Source organism: Sorangium sp. So ce1504, assembly GCF_051521635.1.
In the GTDB taxonomy this organism is placed as follows: domain Bacteria; phylum Myxococcota_A; class Polyangia; order Polyangiales; family Polyangiaceae; genus Sorangium; species Sorangium cellulosum_B.
The window spans coordinates 12355752-12377526 of sequence record NZ_CP150365.1 but is presented as its reverse complement, the minus strand read 5'-3'; the positions used below and the strand labels follow the sequence as shown (position 1 = coordinate 12377526).

Below are 21775 nucleotides of genomic sequence, written 5' to 3'. Positions count from 1 at the left end.
CGGCGCGCGCGGGGTCAGCGGGGCGGGGGCGGCGGGGGCGCGATGGCGACGAGGTTGAGCCCGCCAGGGTACTGGTAGCTCGTGTAGGCGCCGTAGCCGAGCACCTGGATGCCGACGGGCGCCGAGGCGGTCAGCACGTGCGCGCCGCCGTTGCCGGGGCCGAGCCGGACACGCGCGACACCGAAGCCGGAGCCGTTGCCGATCGGGGTCGGGGCGACGTCGACCGAGCCGTCGTCGAGCGTGATCGCGGCGTCGAGCGGCTGGATGATGTCGACGTAGCTCTCATCGTAGTCGCTCGGCGCGAGGAAGACGTACTTGGAGCGGTATTGCTCGACCGCGGTGGGGTGGCTCTGCGACGGATCGCCCTTCTGGCGAGACTCGGTGTCCGCGTCGACGATCTCGGCGCCCAGCATGAACGTGCTGACCGCGAACTCGTGGTCTCCCACGACCTCGAAATCCCGCCTCACCACGTCGAGGTCGACGACCTGGCCAGCGTCGATGGTGGTCGGCGCGCCGTCCGGCTTGCCGGACGGATACGTCAGCGCCGTGCCATCGACGTTGCCGTAGAGGCGCACGATGTGGCCGATGACGCGGCCGCCCGGCGACGTCGGGAGCGTCACGAAGTACCGTTTGCCCAGCGTCTCGGCGGGGAACACGGACTCCTCGATGTGGTCGCAGGCCTGGTGGCCGACCGGCGCCTGCACGCACGGTATGCCCGTCAGCACCTGGACAGGGCGGGTCGCGGTGACGAGGCTGCCGCTGAGGTCGCTCCTCGGGTGCCCGAGGACCTCGACGACATCCCCCTCGTCGAGCTGGACGGTGAAGCTGCCGCCGCCGCTCGTCCGGGGGATGCCGTCGCCCGCGACCACCGAGCCTCCCTGGGCGACGTTCACGGTGACGCTGGTGCCGTCCTGGATCCCGCTGATGACGATGTAGCCGCCGAAGTCCGCCTCCGCCCAGCCGCGCTGGCCCGTGATGCGGTAGTTGCCTGTCATCGCGGTGCTCGGCAGGAGCAGCGACGCGTCGTTGGTGAAGGAGAAGCAGCCGAAGGGCTCCCCGTCGTTGGCCGCGCACGCCTCGTTGCCAGGGCAGGACGACCAGTCCTTCCCGGACGGGCCGCCCTCTCCCTTGTACTCGAGCGCGTTGAATTGATAGACCGTGACCGGCCGGGTCGAGACGAGGTGGTAAGCGCCGCCGTCGACGCGGACGGAGCTCGTGATCGAGTCGCCCCCGGTGCAATGGGTGGCGTCGGGCCCCTTCAGCTCGCGCACCCAGGGGAGGTAGATCTTGCTCAGGCTGTTGGGCTTGACCTCGGCGCGCGCCACCGCGGCGCCGGCGCGCGTCACCTCGACCTCGGCGATCTCGTCGCCGGCGTTCGCGACGACGACCGCGTAGTCGAAGATCGACCAGACGATGTTCGCGGTGACCGTGGGCCAGAAGTCACAGCCGATATAGGACTTGCTCGCGGCGGCCTCCGCGCACGTCTTCGGGTCGCCGACCAGCTCGGGGCCGACGTCGCCGCCCCCGGTGCCGGCGCCGATGTCGTCGCCGAAACCGCCGGAGCTCATCGACCCGACGGCGTCGCCGCCCGAGCCGCCGCCGCTGGCGGTGGTCCCAGGCCGAGGGTCGCCCGCCGACGAGCCGCTGGCGGAACACGCCGCCGCCGAGGCGGCGCCCACCCAAAGTCCTACGCCGAGAAATAGAGCATGCTTCGAGATCTGCATGGGCCCTCCCGTCAACGGATCTCGAGCGCAGGGGCCTGTACGACAGCCCCGCTGGCACGAGAACTCATGATGTTGTTCGCTGAAGGTGCTGGTCGGGTGCTCGCGCACTCCTGGACACGTTGGTGTCCATCGATCCCGGCTACGCGCTTTTGCAGCGCGGTGCAAGCCGATCGAATAAATCAGTCAAGGGCGCCACCAATGAATATCGCGCTTCTCTGAAATGGATGGTCAGCAAGAGACGCAAATCACAAACGCGTCTGTCTCAGGCGCGTCGGAGTGAGCCGTCGCAGACGTTCTCTGCCCCACTCTGCCCCAGATGATCCATCCCGCTCGGCCAGCGCCCGCACAGGACAAGAGGGCATAGGCGTTAGCCGAGCTCGTTCGGTTGCATTCAGCGCACGAGCTCGCCCCACCATCGGTCACCAACGTGAACGTGGTCGTCAACGTGAACGTCAACGTGAACGTGGTCGTCAACGTGAACGTGAACGTGAACGTGGTCGTCAACGTGAACGTGGTCGTGGTCGTTCACGGTCCAACGTTGACGACCACGACCACGACCACGACCACGTTCACGACCACGACCACGTTCGAATGTAGGAGAACGCGGCGCTAGGCTTGGTTAACGCCTAGGGGGGAGAAGGGGGCTAAGGAACTGTCCTGTGTACGAGCCCTTCACCTTCGCGACGTGCTCCGGCGTCCCCTCGGCGATGACCCGGCCGCCGCCGGCGCCGCCCTCGGGGCCGAGATCGATCACCCAGTCCGCGCACTTGATGACGTCGAGGCTGTGCTCGATCACCACCACCGTGTTCCCCGCCTCGACCAGCCGGTGGAGCACGCCGAGCAGCTTGCGGATGTCCTCGAAATGCAGGCCTGTCGTGGGCTCGTCGAGGACGTAGAGCGTTCGCCCCGTCTGGCTCTTGCCGAGCTCCCGGCTCAACTTCACGCGCTGCGCCTCGCCGCCGCTCATCGTCGGCGCGCTCTGGCCGATCTTCATGTACCCGAGGCCGACCTCGACCAGCGTCTCGAGGACGCGGCGCAGCGCGACGTGGTGCTCGAAGAGACGCAGGCAATCCTCGATGCTGGTGTCGAGGATATCCGCGATGCTCTTGCCCTTGAACCGCACCGCGAGCGTCTGCGCGCTGTACCGCTTGCCGGCGCACACCTCGCACGGGACATAGACGTCGGCGAGGAAGTGCATCTCCACCTTCACCATGCCGTCGCCGCTGCACGCCTCGCAGCGCCCGCCCTTCACGTTGAAGCTGAACCGCCCTGGACCGTAGCCGCGCGCGCGCGACTCCGGCAGCTCGGCGAAGATCTCGCGGATCTGGTCGAACGCCTTCGTGTACGTCCCCGGGTTCGAGCGCGGCGTGCGGCCGATCGGCTTCTGGTCGATCGCGATGACCTTGTCGAGCGCCTCGAGCCCCTGGATCGCGCGGTGCGCGCCGACCGGCTCGGTGCTGTGGTGAAGCGCCCGGCCCAGCGCCGGCAGGAGGATGCCGTTCACCAGCGAGCTCTTGCCGGCGCCGCTCACCCCGGTCACCGCGAGCAGCACCCCGAGCGGGAAGCGGACGTCGATGCTCCTCAGGTTGTGCTCGGCCGCGCCCAGGATCTCCAGCCATCCGCGCGGCGCGCGCCGCGCCTCGGGCACCTCGATGCGCGCGCGCCCCGCCAGGTACGCCCCGGTCACGCTCTCGGGGTCACGCGCGATCTCCTCGGGCGTCCCCGCGGCCATCACCCGGCCGCCGAGGTGCCCGGCCCCGGGGCCGAAATCCACGACGTAGTCGGCGGCCCGGATCGTCTCCTCGTCGTGCTCCACCACGAGCACCGTGTTGCCGAGATCCCTGAGGCGCCGCAGCGTCTCGATGAGGCGCTGGTTGTCCCGCTGGTGCAGGCCGATGCTCGGCTCGTCGAGCACGTACATCACCCCGGAGAGCTCGCTGCCGAGCTGGCTCGCCAGCCGGATGCGCTGCGCCTCGCCCCCGCTCAGCGTCGGCCCCGAGCGGTCGAGCGTCAGGTAGTCGAGCCCCACGTTCAGGAGAAAGCTGAGCCGGCTCGTGATCTCGCGCCGCACCCCCTCCGTGATCTTCTGCCGGTTGCCCGGCAGCTCCAGCCGGGCGAAATGCTCGTAGGCGTCCCTCACCGTCATCGCGGTGACGTCGGCGATCCCCTTGGCCGCGACGCGCACCGCGAGCGACTCGGGGCGCATCCGCCGGGAGCCGCAGGCGTCGCACGGGCGCTCGCTCATGAACTTGCGGTAAGCGTCCCGCGCCGACTCGGACGACGACTGCTGGAACCGGCGCATCAGGCTGGGGATCACGCCTTCGAACTTCATGCCCCAGGTGCCGTGCGTCTCGGTCCCCTCCTTCCCCCACGTCACCGCGATGCGCTTGCCGGAGAGGCCATGGAGCACCATCTCCTGCTTCTTCGCCCCGAGCTTGCGCCAGGGCACGTCGAGGTCGACGGAGCACGCCTTGGCCACGGCGTCGATGATGCGGAACGTCCAGCCCTCCCCGCGCGCCATGGCCGACGCCCAGGGGGCGATGGCGCCCTCCCGGATCGACAGCGCAGGATCCGGGATCACGAGGGCCGGATCGATCTCGAGGCGGGTGCCGAGGCCGTTGCAGGCGCCGCACATGCCGAGCGGGCTGTTGAAGGAGAAGCTCTGCGGCGAGAGCTCGGGGAAGCTCTGGCCGCAGCAGGAGCGCGCGGCGCTGAACAGCAGCGGAGCGTCGGGGCGACGCCGCCGCCCGGACGCCCCCTCGTCGGCCTGGAGCTCGACCCGGAGCTCGCCGCGCCCCTCCTGGAGCGCGACCTCGACCCCCTCCGTGATGCGCTGGCGCTCGTCCGCCCGCACGACCAGCCGGTCCACCACGAGCGCGATGGTGTGCTTGAGCTTCTTGTCGAGCTTCGGCAGCTCGTCGAGCCGGTGCTGCGCCCCGTCGATCTCGACCCGCACGAAGCCGCGGCCCCGGAGCTCCTCGAACAGGTCCTTGAACTCCCCCTTCCGGTGCGTCACGAGCGGCGCGAGCAGCACGAACTTCGTCCCCTCCGGCATCCCGAGGAGCTCGTCGACGATCTGCTCGGAGCTCTGCGCCTTCACCGGCTTGCCGCAGAGGTGGCAATGCTGCTCGCCGGCGCGCGCATAGAGCACGCGCAGGTAATCGTAGACCTCCGTGATCGTGCCGACCGTGGAGCGCGGGTTGCTCGACGCGCTCTTCTGCTCGATGGCAATGGTCGGCGACAGGCCGCGCAGGTGCTCGACCTGCGGGCGCTCGAGCTGACCCAAAAACTGGCGCGCGTAAGAGCTCAGCGTCTCGACGTAACGCCGCTGCCCCTCGGCGTAGAGCGTGTCGAACGCCAGGCTCGACTTGCCCGAGCCGCTCACCCCCGTGAACACCACGAGCTTCCGCTTCGGCACCTCCAGCCGATCGATGCGGAGGTTGTGCTCCCGCGATCCGAGCACCTCGATGAAATCCGGCTCGCGCGCCGCGTCGAGGAGCTTGAGCGCCGGCCGGTGGTGCTCCGCAGGATCGAGCTCCGCCGCCGCCGGGCCGGCGCGCCGCGCGCCCGATGAGCTGCCCTTCCCCGGCTTGCTCAGCGCCGCGCTCCGGGACGGGGATTCGATGGATTGCGGGTGTGTGGATCCGTTCGTTCGCGCGACCATTGGGATTCCCCACCGCCATTAACACGGTGGCGCGCTCTCTGGCACCTCCAGGCACGCCGTGTTCCATGGAAAAACTGGCGGGCTGAGCGCAATGCTCTCGCCCGCACACCGCCGGAGCGGCAGCGCGGGCGCGCGGATCAGCGCCTGGTCGGGCCGCCGGGCGAAGCGCGCCAGCGCACGACAACGCAGGTGACGTTATCGGGGCCACCGTTCTCGTTGGCGCGCTTGACGAGCCGGGACGCGATGCCGGCCAGATCGGCGTGGGTCGCCAGGATACTTGCGATATCTTGCGCCGGCACCACGCCGGACAGGCCGTCTGAGCAGAGCAGGAGGACATCCCCTCCCTCGATGGCGTCGATCCGCGTCTCGACGTCGACCGCCTCGTCGGTGCCGAGGGCGCGGGTGATCACGTGCTGGAGCGGGAACGAGCTGGCCTGCTCGGGGAGGAGGTGGCCGAGCCGGATGCACTCGTTGACCAGCGAGTGATCGCGCGTGAGCTGCTCGAGGCGATGATCGCGGAGGCGGTATACGCGGCTATCGCCCACGTGCGCGACGGCGATGAAGCCGTCGCGCGCCAGCACGGCCGCGATCGTGGTGCCCATGCCGCGCTTCTCCCGGTCGCGCCGCGCGGCGGAGAAGATGCGGCCGTTCGCGAGCTGGATGCCCGCGACGAGCAGGGGGAGCCCCTGATCGACGTAGCGCGCCTCCGAGCCCCGCGTCGTGGGCGGCCCCACGCCGACGGCGACAGGCCAGGTGGAGTCCGGGTCGTCGAAGAAATCACGCACCGTATCGATCGCCATGCGCGAGGCGACCTCCCCGGCGGCGCGCCCTCCCATGCCGTCGGCCAGGAGGAACAGCCCCCGGGGCTCGAGGATCGCGAAGCTGTCCTCGTTCGTGTCTCGGACCATGCCAGGATGGCTGATCCCGGCGGCTTCAAAAACGAGGTGACGCTGCACGGCGCTTCCCTCCAGCGTGCTCGCAGGCACGCTCTGCCGGACTGCCGGACGACGGGCGCGCGTCTTCCGTCATCGCGTCATCCACACCCTTCCGGCGCCTTCCTCGGACCGATCGCGCGACACGGGGTGCTTCGTCTGCTCATCTTGCCGCCCGCTCCGACTGCTCCTAGCGAGCCTACGCGCCAAGGATCGGTCGCGTCCACCAGATCAGGCCTCGGGGCGCGCCCGCCCGCGGCCGTCCGCGCAGGGCTCGGCACGGTGGGCGATTGCGCCTCACGCCGCGCGCCCGTCGCCGTTCCGTTTCCAACGTCTTGATTTGCCGCGGCTTCGGGGCGGCCTCCCGTCGGGCCAGCGAGCCGACCGGGCCGCCGGGACGAGCCGGGGACGCCGGCGCGCGGCGGCCTCGTCACGGGACCGCGAACCGGTCGGCGCCGCCGCCGGAGCACGCGCTCAGCGCGAAGCCGAACCGCCGGTCGTCGGTGCCCTCCTGCATGATGCGCTCGAGGTTGCGGCACTCGTGGCGGAAGACGCCCCGGAGCGCGTAGCGATCCTTGCTGTCCACGACGACCACGACGCCCGTGAGCGTGACCTCGAGGCGGTAGGTGACGGGATCGCCTTCGATGGTGTACCGCGTGGTCGTGAACTCGGACGGGTCGTGGTTCCTGTACGCCTGCCAGATGCACTCGCGCGCCGCGCCGTTGTAGCCGTCGCCGCGCTTGACCACCTCGGTGCCGCACTGCTTGAGCGGCGGCGTGAGCGGCCCGCTCTGCACCTTGTCGGGCGAGGACGAGCAGGAGCTGGCGAGCAGGAAGAGCGCGAGGGAAGCGAGCGATCGGCCTGGCGAGCAAAGCATGGGGACTACTTACCTAACGCGATCCGCGGAAAAGGGATTCTTTTTTTCGGACGGACCGGGCCGGCCGTCGGCGAGGGGCGGCGTCGCTCGTGTTCCGAGGGGCGGCTTTTTTCCGCGCTGGCTTCTCGGGCTGCGGCTCGAGCGCGGCGGCCAGGGCGCCGAGGTCCTGGAGGCCGGCCACGAGCGCGCGCAGGTAGTGCTCCGAGAGCCGCTCGGCGGCGCAGAGCGCCCGGGAGGCGAGCACCTGGGCGTTGTAGGGGCCGGCGTCCTCCGGCACGTTGTCGGCCGCGCGCGCGACGGCGAGCGTGGCGCGCGCGCTCACCAGCGACTCGTGGAACAGCGCGGTGGACAGCGCGCTGCTGAGGGCCTGGGCTTGCCGCTTCACCCGGCGCTCGACGACGTCGCCGTCGCACGGGAGCTCCGCGAGATCGCGCGCGAGCGGCCCGGGGAGGCGCACGTCGCGCGCGGCCACCTCGCCGCGAAGGCGCGCGAGCGAGGGGACGGCGGTCGTCTTCCGCTCGGCGGCGAGCGCGCGCAGGCGGCGGCGCGCGGTCCTCACGACGGCGGGGAAATCGCCGAGCGCGAGCGCCGCGGCCAGGGCGCCGTCGTGAGGGAGGCCGGCGTCGGCGAGGGCGCGGAGGTGGGCCTCGGCGTCGGCGCGGGCGCGGTGGAAGGCGGCGTCGAGCGCCGCGAGCCGCGCGGAGGCGCGGGCAGCGAGGCGCGCGCGGGCGCCGCCGTCGAGGGCGCGAGCGCGCTCGAGGAGCGCCTCGACGAGGCGGTAGCCCGCGGGGTCGAAGCGGTGGGCGCCGGCCGCCCGCAGGGCGGCGAGGCGCGCGTCGGCCGGGGGCGACCCGGGTTGAGGGGACGCGGCCGACCCAGGTTGGGGGGACGCGGCCGACCCGGGTTGGGGGCACGCGGCCGACCCAGGTTGAGGGGACGCGGCCGACCCGGGTTGGGGGCACGCGGCCGACCCAGGTTGGGGGCACGCGGCCGACCCAGGTTGGGGGGACGCCGCGGCCAACCCGGGTTGGGAGGGCATTGTTGTCGGAGAAAAATCCGACGTGGATGTCATCAGGGCGCGCCTCGCCGCGGGATCGGCGAGATCTCCACCCGGCGGTTCTTCGCCCGGTTCTCGCTCGTGTCGTTGGGCGCCACCGGGTGCCGCTCTCCGAAGCCGGCCGCGAACAGCGACGTGTCGGGGACACCCGCCGCAGCGAGCGCCCGCGTCACCGTGAGCGCTCGCTGCGCCGAGAGCTCCCAGTTGTCGGCATAACCGCGGGACGAGCTCGTGAGCGGGCGGTCGTCCGTGAAGCCGCTCACCATGATGAGCTCGTCATGATGCTCGAGGTAGGCCTTGAGCGGGTCGGCCAGCGCGCGGAGCAGCGCGATGCCCGCAGGCTGAAGCTCGGCCGAGTTGAGCTCGAACAGGATGCTGCCGCGGATCCCGATGCGCCCCTCCGTCAGGGTGATCCTTCCCTCGGCGAGCGGTCCGGCCAGGGCGCGCTCGAGCGTTTCCAGACGCGCGCGCTCCGTCGCGCGGGTGGCGCGCTCGGCGGCGAGATCGCGGGCCAGATCGACCTGAAACGAGATCGCCCAGACGAAAAAGAGCACGAAGAGGCCGAAGAGACAGGCCATGAGGTCGCCGAAGACCGGCCAGACCGCCGCCTGCTCGGGGACATCGTCTTCGGCCGGCGTCAGGGACATCGCATCGCTCTCGCGGCGGACGTCAGCAAACGCGGTGAGATCTCGCCACGATCCGCCGAGCGCACGGTCTCAGGGCGCGAGAGACCAGGGCCAGACGCACGCGAGGCGCGGCGCATCAGCTCGTCTTGCTCCTCAGCGCCCGCAGCTCGGAGAAGAGCTCGCGCTGGAACTGCAGCGAGTGATCGAAGACCTCACGGGTCTGGTCGAGGTAAGCGCCGAGGAGGTCCGTCGCCTCGCCGTGCTCCCGGCGCTCGATCGCGTCCTCGATCGCCCCCAGGCTGTTCAGCCAGCGATCGCTCGCGTCGCGGTAACGGTCAACCGCAACGGTGAACATTTCCGCCACTGACGTCATCTCGGCACCGCCGGCCCGCACGAGCTCCGAGGCCTCCCGCACCACCGCTGCGGTTGCCTCGAGGCTCTCGCCGAGGCCGCGGGCGTGGGCGCTGAGCCGCTCGGCGAGCCCGTCGGCCGCCTCCCGCCGCGCTCCGTCGAGCCGCTCCTCGAACGCCAGCAGCCGCGCCGCCTGCTCCGCCAGCTGCGCACGCGCCGCCTCGCCCAGCGCGGCCACGCGCGCCTCGGCGCGTGCCTCGCGCTCCGCGCCGCTCCGCTCCGCCGCCTCCGCAAGCGCGGCCACCCGCTCCGCCTGCTCCCGCGCGCTCCCGGCCATCCCCGCCGTCGCCTCCGACAGCTTCTCCAGCAGCGCGTCCAGCCTCACATCCCGCGCTGCGTCCGCCTCCGCACGCACCGACAGCCGCTCCGACGCCTCCCCGATCAGCCGCGACGCCGCCTCCGGCGCTGCCTGCGCCGCCCGCGCCGCCTCCGACAGCGCGCCCGACAGCGCCTCGCCCAGCGCCGTCAGGTGCGCCGCCCGCTCCGCGTCCAGCTCCGCCTGCCGCTCCGCCGCTTCCGCAGCGCGCGCCGCGTGCGCTCGCTCCAGCCGCTCGATCGCCTCTCCCACCACCGACGACAGCCGCTCCGCCTGGCCCTCCAGCCTCGACGCCGACGCCGTCTCCAGCTCGCGCCGGCGCGCGACGGCCTCCTGGTCGAGCCGCTCGAGCCGCTTCGCTGCGCCCTCTTCCATCCGCTCCAGCCGCGACGCCACGCCCCCTTCCATCCGCTCCAGCCGCGACGCCGCGCCCCCTTCCATCTGCGCCAGGCTCTCGCCGAGGCCGCGGGCGTGGGCGCTGAGCCGCTCGGCGAGCCCGTCGGCCGCCTCCCGCCGCGCTCCGTCGAGCCGCTCCTCGAACGCCAGCAGCCGCGCCGCCTGCTCCGCCAGCTGCGCCCGCGCCGCCTCGCCCAGCGCCGCCACACGCGCCTCCGCGCGCGCCTCGCGCTCCGCGCCGCTCCGCTCCGCCGCCTCCGCAAGCGCGGCCACCCGCTCCGCCTGCTCCCGCGCGCTCCCGGCCATCCCCGCCGTCGCCTCCGACAGCTTCTCCAGCAGCGCGTCCAGCCGCGCGTCCCGCGCCGCGTCCGCCTCCGCACGCACCGACAGCCGCTCCGACGCCTCCCCGATCAGCCGCGACGCCGCCTCCGGCGCTGCCTGCGCCGCCCGCGTCGCCTCCGACAGCGCGCCCGACAGCGCCTCGCCCAGCGCCGTCAGGTGCGCCGCCCGCTCCGCGTCCAGCTCCGCCTGCCGCTCCGCCGCTTCCGCAGCGCGCGCCGCGTGCGCTCGCTCCAGCCGCTCGATCGCCTCCCCCACCACCGACGACAGCCGCTCCGCCTGGCCCTCCAGCCTCGACGCCGACGCCGTCTCCAGCTCGCGCCGGCGCGCGGCGGCCTCCTGGTCGAGCCGCTCGAGCCGCTTCGCAGCGCCCTCTTCCATCCGCTCCAGCCGCGACGCCACACCCCCTTCCAGCCGCTCCAGCCGCGACGCCGCGCCCCCTTCCATCTGCGCCAGGCTCTCGCCGAGGCCGCGGGCGTGGGCGCTGAGCCGCTCGGCGAGCCCGTCGGCCGCCTCCCGCCGCGCTCCGTCGAGCCGCTCCTCGAACGCCAGCAGCCGCGCCGCCTGCTCCGCCAGCTGCGCCCGCGCCGCCTCGCCCAGCGCCACCACGCGCGCCTCCGCGCGCGCCTCGCGCTCCGCGCCGCTCCGCTCCGCCGCCTCCGCAAGCGCGGCCACCCGCTCCGCCTGCTCCCGCGCGCTCCCGGCCATCCCCGCCGTCGCCTCCGACAGCTTCTCCAGCAGCGCGTCCAGCCGCGCGTCCCGCGCTGCGTCCGCCTCCGCACGCGCCGACAGCCGCTCCGACGCCTCCCCGATCAGCCGCGACGCCGCCTCCGGCGCTGCCTGCGCCGCCCGCGTCGCCTCCGACAGCGCGCCCGACAGCGCCTCGCCCAGCGCCGTCAGGTGCGCCGCACGCTCCGCGTCCAGCTCCGCTTGCCGCTCCGCCGCTTCCGCAGCGCGCGCCGCGTGCGCTCGCTCCAGCCGCTCGATCGCCTCCCCCACCACCGACGACAGCCGCTCCGCCTGGCCCTCCAGCCTCGACGCCGACGCGACGTCCGCCTCCCGCCGCGCGCGCGCCTCCTCGTCGAGGCGCCGCTCGACCGCCTGCAGCGCGCCGCCCGCGACCGCGCCAGCGCGCTCCACCGCCTCCGCCAGGATCGGCCTGACCACGCTCGCCGCGACGTCGGCGGTCTGCCGGAGGCCCGCGGCGATGTCGCCGCGAACCTCGGCCGCGGCGGCCGCGAACGAGGCGGCGGCCTGGCGCGCGCCCTCCACCTGGACCGCGAGCAGCCGCTCCTCGAGGCGCTCGAGCCGGCCCGTCGCCTCGCGGAGCGACGCCGCCGCGGCGGGGAGCGCCTCGCCCTGCCGCGCGAGCGCCTCCAGCGCCGCGAGCTGCCGCCCCGCCACCGTGAGCGCCGCGAGCGGGCCCGACGCGTAGGCCTGGAGCGCCGCCGCGGCCCGCGCCTCGGCCCGGCGCAGGAGCACGCCGGCGAGCCCGAGCACCCCCGACGCCGCGACGCCCGCCGCCGACGTGCCGAACGCGCGCGAGAGGCCCTGCATGGGCGCGGCCAGGCTCTCCCGCAGCGCGTCGACGTCGGCGCTCAGCGTCAGCGCCTCGCGGGCCCCCCGAAGCGTCTCGAACAGGCCGAGGAACGTGCCGAGCAGCCCGATCATCACGAGCAGGCCGACGAGGTACGACGCGAACGTCGTGCTCGCCGGGGGCAGCGCCGCGCCGGCGATCCGCGCCTCGAGCATCGATCGGAGCGGGGCGCCGCTCTGGTCGATCGCCGCCCGCGTCGCCGGCCGCGGCAGCGCGCCGAGCTCGCGCTCGATCCGGGCAGCCCGCCCCGCGCGCACGAACAGCTCGAGCGTGCCGAGCGCGAGCCCCAGCGCGATGAGCTGCACGAGGCGGTACGCGAGCGGGTCCGCCCCGCGGTAGACGAGCGCCGCCCGCCCCACCAGGACGAGGCCGACCCCGCCGGTGAGGAGCACCAGGATCCGCGTCGTCCACTGCCGCGCCGTCGCGAACCGCATCGTGAAGCCCCCCGCGAGCTACGCGGGCGCGCCCGCCGCCGCCGCCCCGTCGACCAACGAGAGCAGCCGGCCCGCCTCGTGCGCGAGCACCGCCTGGACCACGAGCTCCATGCGCTGGAGCTCCCGCAGGAGCCACTGCTCCTGCCCGAACCAGCCCGCGACGTCCTCGAGCCCGGCCCCCTCCGGCAGCGCGCCCACGGCCGCGCGGAAGGCCCGCGCGAAGGCGCGCGAGAGCCCGGGGACGAGCTCGGCGAGCGCGCGCTCGCGCCGCTTCTGGGTGGCAGCGGAGATCGCGGCGTCGAGCCGCTCGAGCCGCGCCGCCTCCGGGCCGAGCGCCCGCAGCGAAGGCGCGAGCTCCTCGCGCAGCGCGCGCGTCTCGAGCCGGATGCGGCCGAGGGCGCGGCCCATGAGCTCTCCGAACGGCTCCCAGAGCTGCCCTGCCGCGGACGCGAGCGGGCGCCCCCCGCGGTCGCGGGCCGCGCGGGCAGGCAACACCCCGGTCTGCTCCAGCGTCGCGTGCACCGCCGCCGCGTCGGGGAGCTTGTTCCGCCGGTGGAACGGGGCGGCGAACACGTGGTCGAGCGCCTCCGCGAGCTCACCGAGGCGATCGGCGGCGAGCGCCCGGACCTCGGCGCGAGCGCCCTCGGACGCCGGCGGCGGCGCCGCGTGGCGGTCGAGGAGCGAGAGCTCGCGCGCGAGCGAGACGCTCCCGTGCAGGTCCATGAGCCCGGCCAGCACCGCCGCAGGATCGGCGAGGTCCGCGAGCGGCGCGCGCGGGCCCTCCGCGAGCGCCGAGACGGCGGCCGCGAGGGGGCGCGAGATCAAAGGCCCGCGGCGGGAAGCCCCGGCTACGGGGTGAAGCGTTCGCACAGCGGCGCGTTGTTAGCCGTCGCGGCGCGGAGCCGCAAGCCTGTCCGTCGCCCCGCCCGCGGCGCGCGTCCCGCGCCTCACGCGCGCCGCTCGTCGTGCGCCGCGCGCCGCGCGCCTCACGCGTCTTGCGGCGCACGAGCGTCGCCTCGACGCCTCACTGCTTGATCGCCGGCGCCTGCGCGCTCGTGGCCCACAGCGCGAACGAGATCTGGTCGGCGCCCTTCGCGACCGCCGACTTGATGAGATCCGCGCCGCCGTGCCCGGCGTTCCGCTCGATGCGGAGCAGGACGGGACCGCCCGCGCTCGCGGACTGCAGCGCGGCGGCGAACTTGCGCGCGTGCATGGGATCGACCCGATCGTCGCTGTCGGCCGAGAGCAGGAGGACCGGCGGATACCGCTTCCCCGACTGGACGTGGTGATAGGGGGAGTAGGCGTAGAGCGCCTTGAACTGCTCCGGATCGTCGGCGGAGCCATACTCGCTGATCCACGTCTTGCCGGAGCCGAACAGGTGGTATCGCACCATGTCGAGCAGGGGGACGCCGCAGAGGACGGCCCCGAACAGGTCGGGCCGCTGCGTGAGCGCGGCGCCGACGAGCAGTCCGCCGTTCGAGCCGCCCAGGATGGCGAGCCGCTCGGGCCGCGTGTACCCCTCGCCGACCAGGTGCTCGGCGGCGGCGATGAAGTCGTCGAAGACGTTCTGCTTCTTGAGCAGCATCCCGTCCCGGTGCCACGCCTCTCCGTACTCGCCGCCGCCGCGCAGGTTCGCCACCGCATACACGCCGCCCCGCTCGAGCCAGGGGTACATCGAGGAGGTGAACGCGGGGGTCTGCGACATCTGGAACCCCCCGTAGCCGTAGAGCAGCGCGCGGGAGCTCCCGTCCTTCTTCATGTCCTTGCGGCGGACGATGAACATCGAGATCTTCGTGCCGTCCTTGGAGGGGAAGAAGGCCTGCTCGACGCTGAAGGGCGACGGATCGATGGGCACCTCGATGCGCGCGTAGAGCTCGGTCCGACCCGTCTTGATCGAGGTCGCGTGGATCTCGTGAGGCGAGGTGTAGGACTCGAACGAGAAATACGCCTCGTCCTCGTCGGGCAGCCCGGAAGGGCCGCCGACGGTGCCGATGCCCGGCAGCGGGACCTCGCGGACCAGCTTGCCGTCGAGCGCGCGCACCTCGACCCGGCTCGAAGCGTCCTTGAGATAGCTCAGCGCGAGGTGCCCACCCACGATGGAGACGCTGTCCAGCGTGGCGTCGGGGCGCTCCGGGACGATCTCCTTCCATGCGGCGCGATCCGGCCTGTCCGGATCGACCTCGAAGACGCGATAATGCGGCGCGCCCTCGTCGGTGTGGACGTAGAGCCGGTCCTTGTAGACCTCGACGGTGTAGTGGGCGTCGCGCCCGACCGCGAGCGGCTTGTCCGCGGCCTGGCCGCCCGGCCTGCGGAGATCGCGAAAGTAGACGTCAGCCGAGGTCCACCCGTGAGAGACGGTGAGCACCAGGAAGCGGCCATCCTTGGAGAGGGACGCGTTAAGGAAGGTCCTTGGATCGCCCGTCCTGCCGCGCACCACGCGATCCTGCTTCGGATCCTGGCCGAGCCGGTGGAAGCGCACCTCGGCATAACCCGGCCGCTCGGCGACCGGGATGGACGGGTCCGTGGGGAGCCAGACGTAGTAGAAGCCGTCGCCGGAGGGCGTCCACGACGCATACGCGTACTTGGCCCCTTCGATGACGTCCACCTCGGAGCGCTTGCCGGACGCGACATCCATCACATAGAGCGTCGCCTCATCCGAGTTGTTCTGCTGGATCTTGTAGGCGACGTTCTTGCCGTCCCACGACACCTCCCATCCGCCCAGCGAGACGCTGCCGTCCTCGGACCAGGTATTCGGGTCGAACAGCACGCGTTCCTCGCCGCTCTTTCCCTCCTTCCAGTAGACGACCGACTTCTCCTTCGTCGCGTGCCGCCGGCTCAGGAAGTACCGGCCCCGGCGGTGGCGCGGCGCGGAGACCGCATCGATGTAGAATAGCTGCTTCAGCCTTGACGCGATCGCGTCCCGCTCGGGGAGCCGGGCGAGCTCGGCGCGCGTGAACGCGTCCTGAGCCTTCATCCACTCCTTCACCTCGGGCGCGTCGCCGTCCTCGAGCCAGCGGTACTTGTCGGTGATCTCGACCCCATGCACGGCGTTCGTCACCGGGGCCACGCGGGTGGGCGGGTACGCGGGGCGGCTGGGACCTTCGGACGCGGGCGCGGGCGCGGCGCTGGCCGCGGTGGGGAGCAGAGAGGAGCTTGCGGTCATGGTCGGACCCGATGGGTGTGCCTCGCCACCTCCGCAGGCGCCAGCGAGAAACGCCGAGAGGAGCAGGCAGGGAGAGTACTTCATGGTGCGACAAGCATACCGTGCCCCAGCCGACAGGGGCACGCGGGTTCGCGGGGCTCGCGCCGGGGCGCGAGCGGCCTGGGAGGCGGGTCGCTGGGGAGGACGGGGTCGCCGCGACGGATAGCGGGTGGGAGGTCACATGATGGGCTGGAATATCCGATAGATGCGCTTCGAGCGCGCTTCTCGTCGAGTCCTGGCCTGCTGTTCGTGGCGGGGGTGGAGGGGCGGCTGCGGCATGCCATCTCTTGATTCTCGAGGAGGCCGTAGACGGCGCGTCGATCGTTCTTCGCAGCGTTGTTCATGGCTCGATTCCTTGAGTTGAGCGTTGATGGATGCGGTGGAATGGGCCCGTGAGGCTCAGAGGACGCCGATGCCAGCCGGGCTCCCGCCGGGGCCGAAGCGCCCCTCCGGCGCCCTGTCGCCATCGATCGTCGTGGGGAGCCCGCCGTATTCGCCGATGATGGAAGCGGCCGGACTACATGTCCTGGACGACCGCGGCCCTCTGCTGCAGCGCGCGGGCATCACGCAGCGGCGAGTTGCCGAACATCCGCGAATACTCGCGGCTGAACTGCGAGGCGCTCGTGTAGCCGACGCGGAACGCCGAGACCTCGGCGCCCACGCCCTCTTCGACCATCAGGCGGCGCGCCTCGAGCAGGCGCAGGCGCTTCTGGTACTGCAGCGGGCTCATCGCGGTGGCCTCCTTGAACCGCTTGAAGAACGCCGCCCGGCTCATCCCTGCGGTGCGCGCGAGCGCGGCGATGTCGACGTCCTCGTCGAGCGACGCCTGCAGGTGATGGACCGCCTCGGCGATGCGGTGCGCCTGGCTGCCCGCGCGCACGAGCTGGCGGATCGCCGGGCCGTCGGGGCCTTTCAGCAGGTGAAAGGTCAGCTCCTTCCTCACGAGCGGCGCGAGCACGACCGCGTCGTCGGGCGTCGCGAGCAGCGCGCCCAGCCGGACCGCGGCGTCGAGCATGCGGTCGCTCGCCTTGCCGATGAAGATCACGCGCCCCGGGTTCTCGAGGCCATCCGGCCGCGCGCGGTCGAGCTGCGCCGCGACCTCGCGCAGCAGGGCCGCATCGAAGTCCATCTTCAGGCCCAGAAGCGGCTGCGCCGGCGACACGCCCATCACCCGGCTCGTCACCGGCAGGTCGATGGGGCTGACGATGTAGTGCGGCTCCCGCTCGCGAAAGACCTGCCGCTCGAGCAGGATCTCCTTCGTACCCTGGACGACGATGCAGAACGACGCGCGCCAGTGCCGCTTCGCGCGTTGCTGCTGGCGCGAGACTTTGATGCAAGAAATTCCGGGCACCGGCGAGGCGTGCACGCCGTCGCTGGGGCACCAGCGCGCGATGAGGGCCTTCAATTCGTCGCGCAATTCGTCGCGCCCAGAGCTCACGGTGGCAGCCTAGCCTCGCGTAGACGATCGGGCAAGAACCGGAGACGGCCGTGTATTTCGCGTGCGCCGCGGCGGTGACATGGTGGATCGCGAACCAAGGAGAGGTGTCCCATGCGTATCTTCCTCACGGGAGCCAGCGGCTTCATCGGATCTGCCATCGTCCCCGAGCTCGCGCGCGCCGGCCACCGCGTGCTCGGCCTCGCGCGCTCGGACGCGTCCGCCGAGAGGCTCGCCGCCGCCGGCGTCGACGTGCACCGCGGCTCGCTCACGGATCTCGATGGCCTGCGCCGCGGCGCCGCCGCCTGCGACGGGGTGATCCACTGCGCGTTCTCCCACGACGACTTCACCGACTACGCCGGCAACTGCGAGAAGGACCGCGGCGCGATCGAGGCGCTCGGCGGCGCTCTGGCCGGCTCCGAGCGCCCGCTCGTCATCGCCTCCGGCATCGCGCGCTTCACGGCGGGCCGGGTCGTCACCGAGGACGAGGCGCCCGACCCGTCGGCCGGCGGCCCGCGGGCCGCCTCCGAGCGGCTCGCCCTGTCGTTCGCGAGCCGCGGCGTGCGCGTTTCCTCGGTGCGGCTGCCGCCGTCGGTCCACGATGAGGGCGACCACGGGTTCGTCCCGATGCTGATCGAGGTCGCGCGCAAGGCCGGGCGCTCCGGGTACGTCGGAGCCGGCGAGAACCGGTGGCCCGCGGTGCATCGGCTCGACGCTGCGCGGCTGTTCGTCCTCGCGCTCGAGAAGGCGCCGGCCGGCGCGTGGCTCCACGCGGTCGGCGACGAGGGCATCCCGACCCGCGACATCGCCGGCGTGATCGGCCGCAAGCTCGGCTTGCCAGTGGAGTCGGTCCCCAAGGAGCACTTCGGCTGGCTCGGCGGGTTCTTCGCGCTCGACACCCCCGCGTCGAGCGCGATCACGCAGGCGCGGTTCGGCTGGAAGCCCGAGCAGGCGGGCCTGCTCGCCGACCTCGAGCACGGCACGTACTTCGCGCGCGCATAGCGGAGTACGCGATCCCGGCCCTCGCGGCCGAGCTCCAGGCGCGCCGAACGCCGCCCGACCTCCAGCACGAGCTCGCCGGCAGCGGCCAGGAGGAATCCGCGGAAAGACCCCCGTTTCCTCGTCCAGGCGCACGAACGCCGCGCAACGCAGCCTCCTCGGTCGTCATCTCGGAGAACGGGTGGGCCCTCCTCGGCTTGCTCCCGGCATTCCCATGGCGCGCTCCTCCGAACGGCGAAACCTCCTCATCTCGCGCGGCTGGGTCCAGGCGACGGCCCTCGTTTTCCTGCTCGGGTTCTTCGTGCTCGGCCTGCTCGCCTACCGCACCTACGCGGCACAGCCACCCATCCCCGCCCGGGTGGTCGACCCTGCGGGGCGCGTTCTGTTCACGGGCGACGACGTGCTCACGGGTCAGGAGCTGTTCCTGCGCAACGGGCTCATGGAATACGGATCCGTCTTCGGCCACGGCGCCTACCTCGGCCCGGATTTCACCGCCGATTACCTCCGCCGGGCCGCCTCCCACGCCGCCTCTCGCCACGGCGGCGCGGACTCGGCGGAGGCGCTCGCGCGCACCGTCGGCGATTTTCGTCAGAACCGCTATGATCCCGCGACAGGGACGCTGGTCTTCACCGATGCCCAGGCGGAGGCCTTCGAGCTGCTGAAGGATCACTATCGCCGCTTCTTCGCCCAGCCCAGCGCCAAGCACGGCCTGCGCACCGGCCTCTTCTCGGACGCTCGCGAGCTCTCGCAGCTCACCTCGTTCTTCGCCTGGACGGCCTGGACCGCCGCGGCGGAGCGACCCGGAGAGGCCTACTCGTACACCAACAACTGGCCTCCAGAGCCGCTCGTCCGGAACCAGCCCACGGGCGAGCTGGTGGTATGGAGCGTGCTCTCGCTCATCGCGCTCCTCGGCGGGACAGGCTTGCTCTTCGCGGCCTTCGGGCGATGGCGCTTCCTCGGTTGGCACGGGCGCGAAGGGCACCGGCTCAGCTTCCGCCAGCCGGGCGAGGTCGCCTTGACCCCAGCCCAGCGCGCGACGGCGTGGTTCTTCCTGGTCATGGCGCTGCTGTTCACCCTCCAGTCCGTGCTCGGAGGCGCCACGCAGCATTATCGCGCCGAGCTGTCCAGCTTCTTCGGCATCAACCTGGCCGGGGCCTTCCCCTTCAACCTGGTGCGCACGTGGCACCTGCAGCTCGCCATCTTCTGGGTCGCGGTCTCCTATCTCGGCGCGGGCATCTTCATCGCGCCCATGATCAGCGGGCGCGAGCCGAGAGGCCAGAGCTGGCTCGCCTATGGTCTGCTCGGGGCGCTCGTCATCGTCGTCGCGGGCAGCCTCCTCGGCGAGCTCCTCGCCATCCACGGCGCCTCGAACAGCATCTGGTTCGCGCTCCAAGGGTTCGAGTACCTCGATCTGGGCCGCTTCTGGCAGGTGCTCCTGACGCTCGGCCTGTTCTCCTGGGTGGCGCTGCTCTTCCGCGTGCTCCGGGGTCGGCTCGCCGTCGAGCACCGGGGCAACATGCCCTGGCTCTTCTTCTTCGCCGCGCTGGCCATCCCGGCCTTCTACGCCGTAGGCCTCCTCGCGCACCCGCGCGCAAACTTCACGAGCACCGACTTCTGGCGCTTCTGGGTGGTGCACCTCTGGGTGGAGGACTTCCTCGAGCTGTTCACCACGCTCATGGTGGCCTATCTCTTCGTCCTGCTCGGGGTGGTGGCCGAGGCGATCGCGCTGCGGCTCATCTACCTGGAGGTCATCCTCTATTCGGCGGGCGGGGTGATCGGCACCATGCACCATCTGTACTTCTCCGGCACGCCCGTGGAGCACATGGCGCTCGGCGCCTTCTTCTCGGCCGCGGAGGTGATCCCGTTGACCTTCCTCACGGTGGAGGCGTGGACCTTCCTCCGCCTGGGGATCGCGCAAGGCGAACAGTCGACGAAGCCCTTCCCGCATCGCTGGGCGATCATGTTCCTGGTGGCCGTGGGGTTCTGGAACTTCCTGGGGGCCGGGATCTTCGGGTTCCTGATCAACCTGCCGATCGTGTCCTATTACGAGATCGGCACCGCGCTGACCGCCAACCACGGGCACGCCTCGATGATGGGCGTCTATGGCATGCTGGCCGCCGGGCTCGCGCTCTTCGCGCTGCGCTACCTGATACCCGCCGCGCGGTGGTCCGACAGGGCGGCCAAGATCAGCTTCTGGTCGCTGAACGTCGGGCTCGCGTGGATGGTCTTTGCCACGCTGTTCCCGCTCGGGCTCATGCAGCTCCACCACGCGGTGAGCTACGGGTATTTCGAGGCTCGAGAGCTCCAGTACCTGACGAACCCCACGAACCGCCTCATGGAGTGGATGCGCCTGCCGGGCGATGTGCTCTTCATCCTCGGCGGCACCCTGCCGCTCCTCCTCCTCGCCTACCGCGGCGTCCGCCATCGCGTCCCGCAGCTCGCGGGACCAGGGGCCCAGGACAACCTCTTCACCGAGATCGAGGCGCCGCCGGACAGCGCCGGGAGGGCAGCGCCCTCGGGCGCGGGGCAGGGCGAGCTCCCGTGAGCGTCGCGCCGGAGGCGCTGCTCGGCGCCGGATATGCGGTGCTTCTCCTGGGGATCGCCGCCGGGATCCGGGCGTTCGGAGGAGCCAGGGCCGAGCCCGCGCCCGGGTGGCCGCACGACGACGCGCGCCGCTTTCACCTCGGCCTTTCGCTCGTGGTCCTTCTCGCGGGCGATTGCATCGTCGGGGCGGTCGCGCTGCGGAACCACGGCCTCGCTGATCTCGGGATCCTTGGCCTCGCCGCGGCGCTCGTGACGAGGGCGCTCGCCAGGGGCCTGGCCGCGTTCGCCCGAGGAGGCCGTCGCGCCTAGACCGGCTGTTCCAGGCGCGGTGGAGGGCGTTCTCCGAAAAGGGACCTGCTTCATAGAGAGGAAGCCGTGGAACTTTCGCCCGGCGACAGCGACCTCATCGCGCATCGCCTTTCACAACCCGTTGAGACGGCGGCGTCCGGCGCGATCCACCAGGCCGAGCGGAGACCTCCCCGCTCCGGCGGCCAGCCGTCGTTGCTGGTACGAGGCTTGCTTCGAAGCTCCTCATGAAAAAGCAGCAGAAGAATCGGTCGAGACCGCCGACGAGCCGGCAGGAGCAGGCGGACCCGGCGGCGGAGGGAGGAGCGAGGGAGTCCTCGCCGGAGGACGAGCTCGCCGGAGGCGCTGCCAAGGGGGCGCTCGCCGGAGGCCTCCTCGGAGGCGCCAGCGGCGCGGCCGTGGGCGGCGCGGCCGGCCTGATCGGCGGCGTGCTGGGCGAGGACGAGAAATCCGGCTGGTGACCGGCGTCAGCCGCCCGGTGGAATGGGCGTCAATCGGAGAGGGGGCACTGCTCGTAGCAGCGCCAGGCCTCCGTGTTGCGGTCCGTGCCGCCGGCGAAAGACGCCTTGATCTCGTCGCAGGGCGCGTCGAGCACGCACGACGCGCGACACTCCTCGTGTTCAGAGCAGCCGGTGAGGTCGTCCTCGAGCTCGAGGTCGTCGACCCCGCAGGCCTCGGCGTGCTCGACGGCATCCGCGCATGTCCCCGTTTTGCAGCCGGCCGCGAGGAGCGCGGTCGCAACGAAAATCGACGCCATGAGATAAGTCTTGCGCATGGTCCAGCCCTGCAGCTCGCAACGTGTGGATGGAGGGGAGCCGGCCGGCCCATGCAGCGCGGCGCCCCGGAAGCGGCCCGCCGTTGTCGCCGGCCCCTTCGCCCTGGGAAGAACGTGGGGGAGCCAGTCTGGGCACGGGCC

The 21775-nt window shown here is 72.2% G+C and carries 16 protein-coding genes; 5 read left to right on the top strand and 11 right to left on the bottom strand.

Translation table 11 applies throughout. From position 1 onward, the window contains the following. Positions 1–14: 14 nt before the first annotated feature. The gene (locus WMF39_RS46610) at positions 15–1724 is read right to left on the bottom strand and encodes an IgGFc-binding protein (RefSeq protein WP_437742881.1); all 1710 of its coding nucleotides are present in this window, start codon (positions 1722–1724) and stop codon (positions 15–17) included. Positions 1725–2109: 385 nt separating this feature from the next. Between WMF39_RS46610 and WMF39_RS46605 the strand changes: the two genes are divergently transcribed. Then, the gene (locus tag WMF39_RS46605) at positions 2110–2337 is read left to right on the top strand and encodes a hypothetical protein (protein ID WP_437742880.1); all 228 of its coding nucleotides are present in this window, start codon (positions 2110–2112) and stop codon (positions 2335–2337) included. A gap of 6 nt (positions 2338–2343) precedes the next feature. On the opposite strand, the gene uvrA is transcribed toward WMF39_RS46605, so the two are convergent. The 9 genes from uvrA to WMF39_RS46560 form a co-directional block, all read right to left on the bottom strand. Then, entirely contained in the window at positions 2344–5388 is a 3045-nt protein-coding gene (uvrA, locus tag WMF39_RS46600; RefSeq protein ID WP_437742879.1) for an excinuclease ABC subunit UvrA, read from the bottom strand. Between the two features lie 137 nt (positions 5389–5525). After that, a complete protein-coding gene (locus WMF39_RS46595) occupies positions 5526–6296 on the bottom strand; it encodes a PP2C family protein-serine/threonine phosphatase (protein ID WP_437742878.1) in 771 nt (256 codons plus the stop codon). Between the two features lie 454 nt (positions 6297–6750). Further along, entirely contained in the window at positions 6751–7197 is a 447-nt protein-coding gene (locus tag WMF39_RS46590; RefSeq protein WP_437742877.1) for a hypothetical protein, read from the bottom strand. Between the two features lie 13 nt (positions 7198–7210). Beyond that, complete coding sequence (locus WMF39_RS46585) at positions 7211–8236, bottom strand: DUF2894 domain-containing protein (RefSeq protein ID WP_437742876.1); 1026 nt, start codon at positions 8234–8236, stop codon at positions 7211–7213. 32 nt (positions 8237–8268) lie between these two features. Then, positions 8269–8901, bottom strand: a complete 633-nt coding sequence (locus WMF39_RS46580) for an OmpA family protein (protein ID WP_437742875.1) — start codon at positions 8899–8901, stop codon at positions 8269–8271. A gap of 115 nt (positions 8902–9016) precedes the next feature. After that, entirely contained in the window at positions 9017–12373 is a 3357-nt protein-coding gene (locus WMF39_RS46575) for a hypothetical protein (protein ID WP_437742874.1), read from the bottom strand. An 18-nt stretch (positions 12374–12391) separates the two neighbouring features. Beyond that, entirely contained in the window at positions 12392–13198 is an 807-nt protein-coding gene (locus WMF39_RS46570; protein WP_437742873.1) for a hypothetical protein, read from the bottom strand. Between the two features lie 199 nt (positions 13199–13397). Then, positions 13398–15536, bottom strand: a complete 2139-nt coding sequence (locus tag WMF39_RS46565; RefSeq protein WP_437742872.1) for a prolyl oligopeptidase family serine peptidase — start codon at positions 15534–15536, stop codon at positions 13398–13400. 556 nt (positions 15537–16092) lie between these two features. Further along, positions 16093–17013 carry an AraC family transcriptional regulator N-terminal domain-containing protein gene (locus WMF39_RS46560; protein WP_437742871.1) on the bottom strand — a complete coding sequence of 307 codons (921 nt, stop codon included), beginning with the start codon at positions 17011–17013 and terminating at the stop codon, positions 16093–16095. 111 nt (positions 17014–17124) lie between these two features. Here WMF39_RS46560 and WMF39_RS46555 point away from each other — a divergent pair, with 111 nt between their 5' ends. The 4 genes from WMF39_RS46555 to WMF39_RS46540 all read left to right on the top strand — a co-directional run bounded on the left by WMF39_RS46555 (position 17125) and on the right by WMF39_RS46540 (position 21320). Then, positions 17125–18012 carry an SDR family oxidoreductase gene (locus WMF39_RS46555; RefSeq protein ID WP_437742870.1) on the top strand — a complete coding sequence of 296 codons (888 nt, stop codon included), beginning with the start codon at positions 17125–17127 and terminating at the stop codon, positions 18010–18012. 211 nt (positions 18013–18223) lie between these two features. After that, a complete protein-coding gene (locus WMF39_RS46550; RefSeq protein WP_437742869.1) occupies positions 18224–20554 on the top strand; it encodes a nitric-oxide reductase large subunit in 2331 nt (776 codons plus the stop codon). After that, positions 20551–20862, top strand: a complete 312-nt coding sequence (locus tag WMF39_RS46545) for a hypothetical protein (RefSeq protein WP_437742868.1) — start codon at positions 20551–20553, stop codon at positions 20860–20862. The genes WMF39_RS46550 and WMF39_RS46545 overlap by 4 nt, the downstream gene beginning before the upstream one ends. A gap of 224 nt (positions 20863–21086) precedes the next feature. Then, positions 21087–21320: a hypothetical protein gene (locus WMF39_RS46540; RefSeq protein ID WP_437742867.1), complete on the top strand. Its 234-nt coding sequence runs from the start codon at positions 21087–21089 to the stop codon at positions 21318–21320. Positions 21321–21349: 29 nt separating this feature from the next. On the opposite strand, the gene WMF39_RS46535 is transcribed toward WMF39_RS46540, so the two are convergent. Beyond that, a complete protein-coding gene (locus WMF39_RS46535; RefSeq protein ID WP_437742866.1) occupies positions 21350–21616 on the bottom strand; it encodes a hypothetical protein in 267 nt (88 codons plus the stop codon). Between the last annotated feature and the right edge of the window lie 159 nt (positions 21617–21775).

Bases quoted from the DNA above. Each gene is read 5' to 3' on its own strand.
- WMF39_RS46610 (WP_437742881.1), bottom strand. From the start codon at position 1,724: ATGCAGATCTCGAAGCATGCTCTATTTCTCGGCGTAGGACTTTGGGTG.
- uvrA (WP_437742879.1), bottom strand. From the start codon at position 5,388: ATGGTCGCGCGAACGAACGGATCCACACACCCGCAATCCATCGAATCC.
- WMF39_RS46595 (WP_437742878.1), bottom strand. From the start codon at position 6,296: ATGGTCCGAGACACGAACGAGGACAGCTTCGCGATCCTCGAGCCCCGG.
- WMF39_RS46590 (WP_437742877.1), bottom strand. From the start codon at position 7,197: ATGCTTTGCTCGCCAGGCCGATCGCTCGCTTCCCTCGCGCTCTTCCTG.
- WMF39_RS46585 (WP_437742876.1), bottom strand. From the start codon at position 8,236: ATGCCCTCCCAACCCGGGTTGGCCGCGGCGTCCCCCCAACCTGGGTCG.
- WMF39_RS46580 (WP_437742875.1), bottom strand. From the start codon at position 8,901: ATGTCCCTGACGCCGGCCGAAGACGATGTCCCCGAGCAGGCGGCGGTC.
- WMF39_RS46575 (WP_437742874.1), bottom strand. From the start codon at position 12,373: ATGCGGTTCGCGACGGCGCGGCAGTGGACGACGCGGATCCTGGTGCTC.
- WMF39_RS46565 (WP_437742872.1), bottom strand. From the start codon at position 15,536: ATGACCGCAAGCTCCTCTCTGCTCCCCACCGCGGCCAGCGCCGCGCCC.
- WMF39_RS46555 (WP_437742870.1), top strand. From the start codon at position 17,125: ATGCGTATCTTCCTCACGGGAGCCAGCGGCTTCATCGGATCTGCCATC.
- WMF39_RS46550 (WP_437742869.1), top strand. From the start codon at position 18,224: ATGGCGCGCTCCTCCGAACGGCGAAACCTCCTCATCTCGCGCGGCTGG.
- WMF39_RS46540 (WP_437742867.1), top strand. From the start codon at position 21,087: ATGAAAAAGCAGCAGAAGAATCGGTCGAGACCGCCGACGAGCCGGCAG.
- WMF39_RS46535 (WP_437742866.1), bottom strand. From the start codon at position 21,616: ATGGCGTCGATTTTCGTTGCGACCGCGCTCCTCGCGGCCGGCTGCAAA.